6 protein-coding genes, 2 rRNA genes and 1 other RNA gene (1 of these 9 running past the window's edge) are annotated in these 6,802 nt (G+C 61.0%); 7 read left to right on the top strand and 2 right to left on the bottom strand.

What is annotated here, in order from left to right; genetic code table 11:
• The first annotated feature begins 127 nt into the window (after positions 1-127).
• From LG367_RS04195 to LG367_RS04165, 7 genes are all read left to right on the top strand, one after another.
• Positions 128-355, top strand: a complete 228-nt coding sequence (locus LG367_RS04195) for a TIGR02449 family protein (protein WP_226467937.1) — start codon at positions 128-130, stop codon at positions 353-355.
• Positions 352-654: a cell division protein ZapA gene (locus LG367_RS04190; RefSeq protein ID WP_226467936.1), complete on the top strand. Its 303-nt coding sequence runs from the start codon at positions 352-354 to the stop codon at positions 652-654. Before LG367_RS04195 ends, LG367_RS04190 begins: the two co-directional genes overlap by 4 nt.
• A gap of 317 nt (positions 655-971) precedes the next feature.
• A non-coding RNA gene (gene ssrS / locus LG367_RS04185) (6S RNA) lies at positions 972-1,157 on the top strand.
• Between the two features lie 141 nt (positions 1,158-1,298).
• Entirely contained in the window at positions 1,299-1,904 is a 606-nt protein-coding gene (locus LG367_RS04180; protein ID WP_425490899.1) for a 5-formyltetrahydrofolate cyclo-ligase, read from the top strand.
• A 44-nt stretch (positions 1,905-1,948) separates the two neighbouring features.
• A complete protein-coding gene (locus LG367_RS04175) occupies positions 1,949-2,419 on the top strand; it encodes an EVE domain-containing protein (protein ID WP_226467934.1) in 471 nt (156 codons plus the stop codon).
• A gap of 117 nt (positions 2,420-2,536) precedes the next feature.
• The gene (gene rpiA, locus LG367_RS04170) at positions 2,537-3,184 is read left to right on the top strand and encodes a ribose-5-phosphate isomerase RpiA (protein WP_226467933.1); all 648 of its coding nucleotides are present in this window, start codon (positions 2,537-2,539) and stop codon (positions 3,182-3,184) included.
• Between the two features lie 141 nt (positions 3,185-3,325).
• Positions 3,326-4,801, top strand: coding sequence for a DNA polymerase Y family protein (locus LG367_RS04165; protein ID WP_226467932.1), 1,476 nt, complete (start codon positions 3,326-3,328; stop codon positions 4,799-4,801).
• Between the two features lie 170 nt (positions 4,802-4,971).
• Here the strand turns inward: LG367_RS04165 and rrf are convergent.
• Together rrf and LG367_RS04155 are read right to left on the bottom strand one after the other, a co-directional pair.
• Positions 4,972-5,085: ribosomal RNA gene (gene rrf / locus LG367_RS04160) — 5S ribosomal RNA — on the bottom strand.
• A gap of 133 nt (positions 5,086-5,218) precedes the next feature.
• Positions 5,219-6,802: ribosomal RNA gene (locus LG367_RS04155) — 23S ribosomal RNA — on the bottom strand (it continues 1,279 nt past the right edge of the window).

Here is a 6,802-nt window from a genome sequence, read left to right as displayed (position 1 = left end):
AAGCAACCCGGAGGGTCGGGCCTGTACGCCCGCGCTGCGGCGTCATCGCTCGGTCGTGGATCAGCATCCACTCCCTCTCTCTTCCTTGCAGCGCGGGCGTACAGGCCCAGCGCGGGCCATGCGGAATATGGAAACAGGTTCTTCTGACGTACTCGAGCAGTTGCGCGCCCTGGCCGAACGCTTCGACGCGCTGGCCGAGCGCACCCGGCGGCTAGCCGAGGAGAATCGCAGCCTGCGCCAACAGCACGAGCAACTGGCCGGCGAACGCTCGCAGCTGCTTGCCAAGAACGAACAGGCGCGCTCGCGCGTGGAAGCGATGATCGCGCGGCTGAAATCGCTGGAGCAGCACACATGAGCGCCGCGGCCGCCAATGAAGTCGTCAGCATCCGCATCCTCGACCGCGAATACACGGTCGGCGTCGAACCCGGCGAACAGGACAGCCTGCGCGCCGCCGCCAAGCTGCTCGATACCCGGATGCGCGACGTGCGCGGCGCCAACCGCATGGCCGCGGTGGATCGCGTCGCCGTGCTCGCGGCCCTGAATCTCGCGCACGAACTGCAGCAATTGCGCGACGAAACCGCGAATCGCGAGCGCGAACTCGCACGGACCCTTGGTGAATTGCAGCGCAAGCTTGATGCGCTGCTCGACACTTGAACGCAGCAAAGCTCAAGCAACGTAAGGCATAACGCTTTTTCGAGCGCGACGGCGAGTCGCGGGGAGTTCAAGACTCAACCCATCGACGCGCACATCGACAATGTGCGCTTCGTTGTTAAGCGTTCGTGATGCCATCCGTGCGCAACTTCTTGTCTTCGGAAACTCCCGCCCAGCCATGCATGGCTGGGCATTCGCACACGCAGCCTCGAAGACGCCGACGACGTCTCTTCGACCTTGAGGACATCCGCCAAACACGCGTGTGCTCACCCCCGACAAACGGATACTGCACGACGCGCGTAAGCGCTATACTGCGTGCGCGTCCTCTGCCGTGATCGACGGCGTGCGCAAACATTCGCCTTGTCCCTTAATGACGACCACGGGGGCGCAGCGGAAACCGGGTGTGCATGTCCGCCTTCGAGCGGAAAGCCCGATGGAGTCCAAGCGTTCCCACTTGAACCCCGGGTTCAAGGTCGTTTCGCACGCATCGGCATGGCGGAGGACGTATTTTTTCTTGCATCGGCGCGATCGCGCGGCGCATGCATTCGATCGAGGCCAATCACGGCCTGTCACGGCGATTTCGCCGAAGCGTTGCCTCCAGGGGCGATTCCTCTAAAATCGGCCGCATGTCGGATGCGGAACCTCTTGTGACCAGCGAACCCCGCGGCGCGCTCCGACGCACGATGCGCGCACAGCGTCGCGCCATTACCGCCGCCGACCGCATCGCCGCGGCCGAAGGACTCGCCGAACACCTGCTCGCCCTGCCTGGCCTGCCACTGCAAGGCCATGTCGCGGGCTATTGGGCCGTTGACGGAGAAATCGGCCTGCACGCCTGGCAAATCCGCCTCCCAAGCGCGTACACGTACTGCTTGCCCGTGCTGCACGAAGACGGCCGCCTGCGCTTCGCGCCCTGGCGTCAGGGCGCGCCCCTCGTCGCCAATCGTCATGGCATTCCCGAGCCGGATGTCGCCGAGGATGCCTTGCTCGAACCCGAATCGATGGCCCTCGTCGTTGCCCCACTGGTCGCCTTCGACGTGCATCGGCACCGGCTCGGAATGGGAGCTGGCTGGTACGACCGCAGCTTCGCGTTCCGCCGCGACGCCACCGGCAAGCACCTCGCGCCGCCGCCGTGGCTGGTGGGTGCCGCATTCGCGATGCAGCAGGTCGATGCGCTCGTCGCCGAATCCTGGGACGTGCCGCTCGACGCGGTGTGCACGGAGCTCGATACCTTCGTCGCCACCGATGTTTCCTGATCGCGCTTTCTGATCAACTCCCTCAATTCCGCTGATCCGCCGACATGACGAGCACGCGCAAACACTACTGGCTGATGAAATCCGAGCCAGACGCCTTCTCCATCGACGATCTGCAGCGGGCCGGCACCGAACCGTGGACCGGCGTGCGCAACTACCAGGCGCGCAACTACATGCGGCAGATGCAGGTCGGCGACGGCGTGCTGATCTACCACTCCAGCTGCGAGGTGCCGGGTATGGCCGGCACCGCCACCGTCGCCTGCGCCGCCTATCCCGATCCCACCCAGTTCGACCGCAAATCCGACTATTTCGATCCGAAGAGCACGCAGGAAGAACCCCGCTGGCAGATGATCGATGTCACGTTCGAACGCAAGTTCAAGCGCGTCGTACCGCTGGAGGAGATCAAGCAGCACGCCGCCAAGCTCGGCGAGGAATTCGCGCTGATCCGCCGCGGCAGCCGCCTTTCGGTGCTCCCGGTGACGGCCGCGCAGTGGAAAATCCTGCTGTCGCTGGAATAGTCGGGACATGCCAGGAACATGTCAGGAATCGGGATTCGAGATTCCTCGAATCCCGAACTAGAATTCCGCTTCCCGCAAATCCCTTTCCCGCAAATTCCTGAGTCCCTGGACCCCGTCATGTCAGAAGCCAAGCGCCTCGCCGGCGAAAAAGCCATCGATTTCGTCGAAGACGGCAGCATCGTCGGCGTCGGCACCGGTTCCACCGTGGCCTACTTCATCGACGCGCTGGCGCGGATCAAGCACCGCATCCAGGGCGCGGTATCCAGTTCCGAGCAGAGCAGCGAACGCCTGCGCGGCCACGGCATCGAGATCATCGATCTCAACAACGCCGGCCCGCTCGCGCTCTACGTCGACGGTGCCGACGAATGCGATCCGCGCAAGCATCTGATCAAGGGCGGTGGCGCCGCGCTCACGCGCGAGAAGATCATCGCCGAGGCCAGCGAGAAGTTCATCTGCATCATCGATCCTTCGAAGCGCGTCGACGTGCTCGGCAAGTTCCCGCTGCCCATCGAGGTGATCCCGATGGCGCGCAGCCTCGTCGCGCGCGAAATCGTCGCGGCCACGGCCGGGCAACCGGTCTGGCGCGAAGGCGTGGTCACCGACAACGGCAACTGGGTGCTCGACGTGCATGGCCTGTCCATCACCGATCCGGTCATCCTCGAGCGCGAGTTGAACCAGATTCCCGGCGTCGTCAGCGTCGGCCTGTTCGCGCGCCGCCCCGCCGACGTGGTCATCGTCGGTGGCGAGCCGCCCCTGGTGTTGTGATCGCTCGCACTCGCGCCGGATTTCGATTGGAATCCGGCGACGCGAGCGGCCATATAAGCCATTGATTTAATTGAAATCTCACTCGATTAGATTGAGAAACGCGATACTGGGTCCCGATCAAGCGTCCCCGCTGCTCGCGCCATGACCCTGCGTTGCCTGTTCGTCGATTTCGACTCGTTTTTCGCCTCCGTCGAACAGCACGACAGCGAAGCCCTGCGCGGCAAACCCGTCGCCGTCGTTCCGGTCGCCACCGACACCACGTGCTGTCTCGCCGCGAGCGCGGAAGCCAAGCGTCATGGCGTGAAAACCGGCACCGGCGTGCGCGAGGCGAAGGAACGATGTCCCGACATCACCTTCGTGCTGGCACGCCCCGCACGCTATATCGAAATGCACAAGCGCTTCATGGATGCGATCGAGGATTGCATTCCTCACGGAGAGGCCGCGTCGATCGACGAGGTGCCGTGCTATCTGATCGGCCGCGAACGCAAACGTGAAAACGCCGTCGCCATCGCGAACAACATCAAGCAACGCTTGCTCGATCTCGGCATCAGCCCATCGATGACCTGCTCGATCGGCATCGCACCGAACAAATTCCTGGCGAAAACCGCTTCGGACATGAACAAGCCGAACGGGTTGACCGTCATCGAACAGGAAGATCTTCCGCATGCCCTGCATCCGCTGGCGTTGCGGGATTTCTGTGGAATCGGTCCATCGATGGAAGCGCGGCTGCATCACGCGGGCATCGAAACTACGGAACAGCTCTGCGCCACCAGCCGCGAACAATTGCGTCGCGCCTGGGGCAGTGTCGAAGGCGAACGCTTCTGGTACCAGTTGCGCGGCTTCGACGTGCCGGAGCGTGCCCGCGTCCGCGGCTCGATTGGGCATTCCCACGTCCTTGGCCCGGAACTGCGCAGCTTCGAGGGCGCCCGCGCCGTGCTGTTCAAGCTGCTGGCGAAGGCGGCGATGCGTCTGCGGCACGAGAAATTCCGCGCCGGCGGCATGGCGATCCGGATCCGCTTCGTCGGACGCGACGATCGCTTCGAACGCGATCTGCAATTCGCTCCGATCGACGACACACCGGCCCTGCTCGCCATGCTCGGCGAACAACTGGAACGTCTACGCAAGAAGATGATCAGCGGACGCTGGCGCCCGTCGCGTCATCCGCCGCTCTCCGTTGCAGTGACATTGACCGGCTTGGAAGCCGTAAGCAGCGTTTCCGGCGAACTGATGCCCGATCGCGGCCGCGCCAAGGCCATGAGCGCGGTACTCGATCGCATCAATCAGCGCTACGGCAACAATGCGCTGTACTTCGGCGCCATGCAGGAGGCACTCGCGCAAGGCGCGGCACCGATGCGCATCCCGTTCTCGACGATTCCGGATGTGGCACTGGAAGAAGACATTGCGCCGCAACGGCAGCGCGATGCTTCCGACGCTTCCGGCGCCGTTGAACTTTGGCGATTGCGTGAGCGCCAATTCAAGGTCCTGGCCGAAAACACGCATCGCGAAGCGCGGAAACCGAAACCTTCCGCGCCGCACAAGCCTTCGGGAACCGGCGGATGGGGCGGGAAATCGAAACAAAATGACGACACGCAGCCCGTGACCTGGGATCTGTTCTGAAAAATCCGCGATTCGCGACGGATACGCGTAAACCTGTAATCACTCTGCACAGCAAATCATCACGTCAGCGGGGATTTTCTCGCGCGATGAACGTGGTTTGCTACGCGAATCATTTTCGTGCGAGCAAAAAGAAACCCCGCAGCTTTTGCTGCGGGGTTTCGGGGTAAAGACCCTGGCGATGACCTACTCTCGCATGTTAAGTACACACTACCATCGGCGCGTGTGCGTTTCACTTCCGAGTTCGGGATGGGATCGGGTGGTTCCACACAGCTATTGTCACCAGGGAGAGGGTGGAGGGTCGCGGTTCCACTCCATACAAGATGGAATGATCGCGCTCACGCTCTCATAGGGTTGGGATGTAGCAGCGATAGCGATGAACTCAAACGTGTCGTCGAGTCCAAGGCCACTTGAGGTTATATGGTCAAGCCACACGGATCATTAGTACAGGTTAGCTCAACGCATTACTGCGCTTACACACCCTGCCTATCAACCACCTAGTCTTGATGGTTCCTTTAGGGGACTTGTGTCCCGGGAGATCTCATCTTGAGGCGCGCTTCCCGCTTAGATGCTTTCAGCGGTTATCGCTTCCGAACATAGCTACCCGGCAGTGCCACTGGCGTGACAACCGGAACACCAGAGGTTCGTCCACTCCGGTCCTCTCGTACTAGGAGCAGCCCCTCTCAAATCTCCAACGCCCATGGCAGATAGGGACCGAACTGTCTCACGACGTTCTGAACCCAGCTCGCGTACCACTTTAAATGGCGAACAGCCATACCCTTGGGACCGACTACAGCCCCAGGATGTGATGAGCCGACATCGAGGTGCCAAACACCGCCGTCGATATGAACTCTTGGGCGGTATCAGCCTGTTATCCCCGGAGTACCTTTTATCCGTTGAGCGATGGCCCTTCCATACAGAACCACCGGATCACTAAGTCCTAGTTTCCTACCTGCTTGATCCGTCGATCTTGCAGTCAAGCACGCTTATGCCTTTGCACACAGTGCGCGATGTCCGACCGCGCTGAGCGTACCTTCGAGCTCCTCCGTTACTCTTTGGGAGGAGACCGCCCCAGTCAAACTACCCACCATACATGGTCCCCGATCCGGATTACGGATCCAGGTTAGAACGTCAAGCACATCAGGGTGGTATTTCAAGGTTGCCTCCACGACAGCTAGCGCCATCGCTTCAAAGGCTCCCACCTATCCTACACAGACGAACTCAACGTTCAATGTAAAGCTATAGTAAAGGTTCACGGGGTCTTTCCGTCTTGCCACGGGAACGCTGCATCTTCACAGCGATTTCAATTTCACTGAGTCTCGGGTGGAGACAGCGCCGCTGTCGTTACGCCATTCGTGCAGGTCGGAACTTACCCGACAAGGAATTTCGCTACCTTAGGACCGTTATAGTTACGGCCGCCGTTTACTGGGGCTTCGATCAAGAGCTTCGCCTTGCGGCTGACCCCATCAATTAACCTTCCAGCACCGGGCAGGCGTCACACCCTATACGTCCACTTTCGTGTTTGCAGAGTGCTGTGTTTTTGATAAACAGTCGCAGCGGCCTGGTCACTTCGGCCCCTCTCAGCTATTAACCAAAAGGGGCGCACCTTCTCCCGAAGTTACGGTGCTATTTTGCCTAGTTCCTTCACCCGAGTTCTCTCAAGCGCCTGAGAATTCTCATCCTACCCACCTGTGTCGGTTTACGGTACGGTCTGCGTAAGCTGAAGCTTAGGAGCTTTTCCTGGAAGCGTGATATCAGCAGCCTAGCCCTAATGGGCCGGTCCTTAGTCTCAACGTTGCCCCCCCGGATTTGCCTAAGGGGACCGCCTCAACTCTCTCACCAGGACAACCAACGCCTGGCCTGCTTAACCTTCTCCGTCCCTCCATCGCACTTACGCGAGGTGCTGGAATATTAACCAGCTTCCCATCGACTACGCATTTCTGCCTCGCCTTAGGGGCCGACTCACCCTGCGTCGATTAACGTTGCGCAAGGAAACCTTGGGCT

The organism is Luteimonas panaciterrae, from assembly GCF_020511115.1.
Taxonomy (GTDB): Bacteria; Pseudomonadota; Gammaproteobacteria; order Xanthomonadales; family Xanthomonadaceae; genus Luteimonas; species Luteimonas panaciterrae.
Note: the sequence above shows the minus strand (reverse complement) of the source record. Positions and strands in the feature narration are given on the sequence as shown.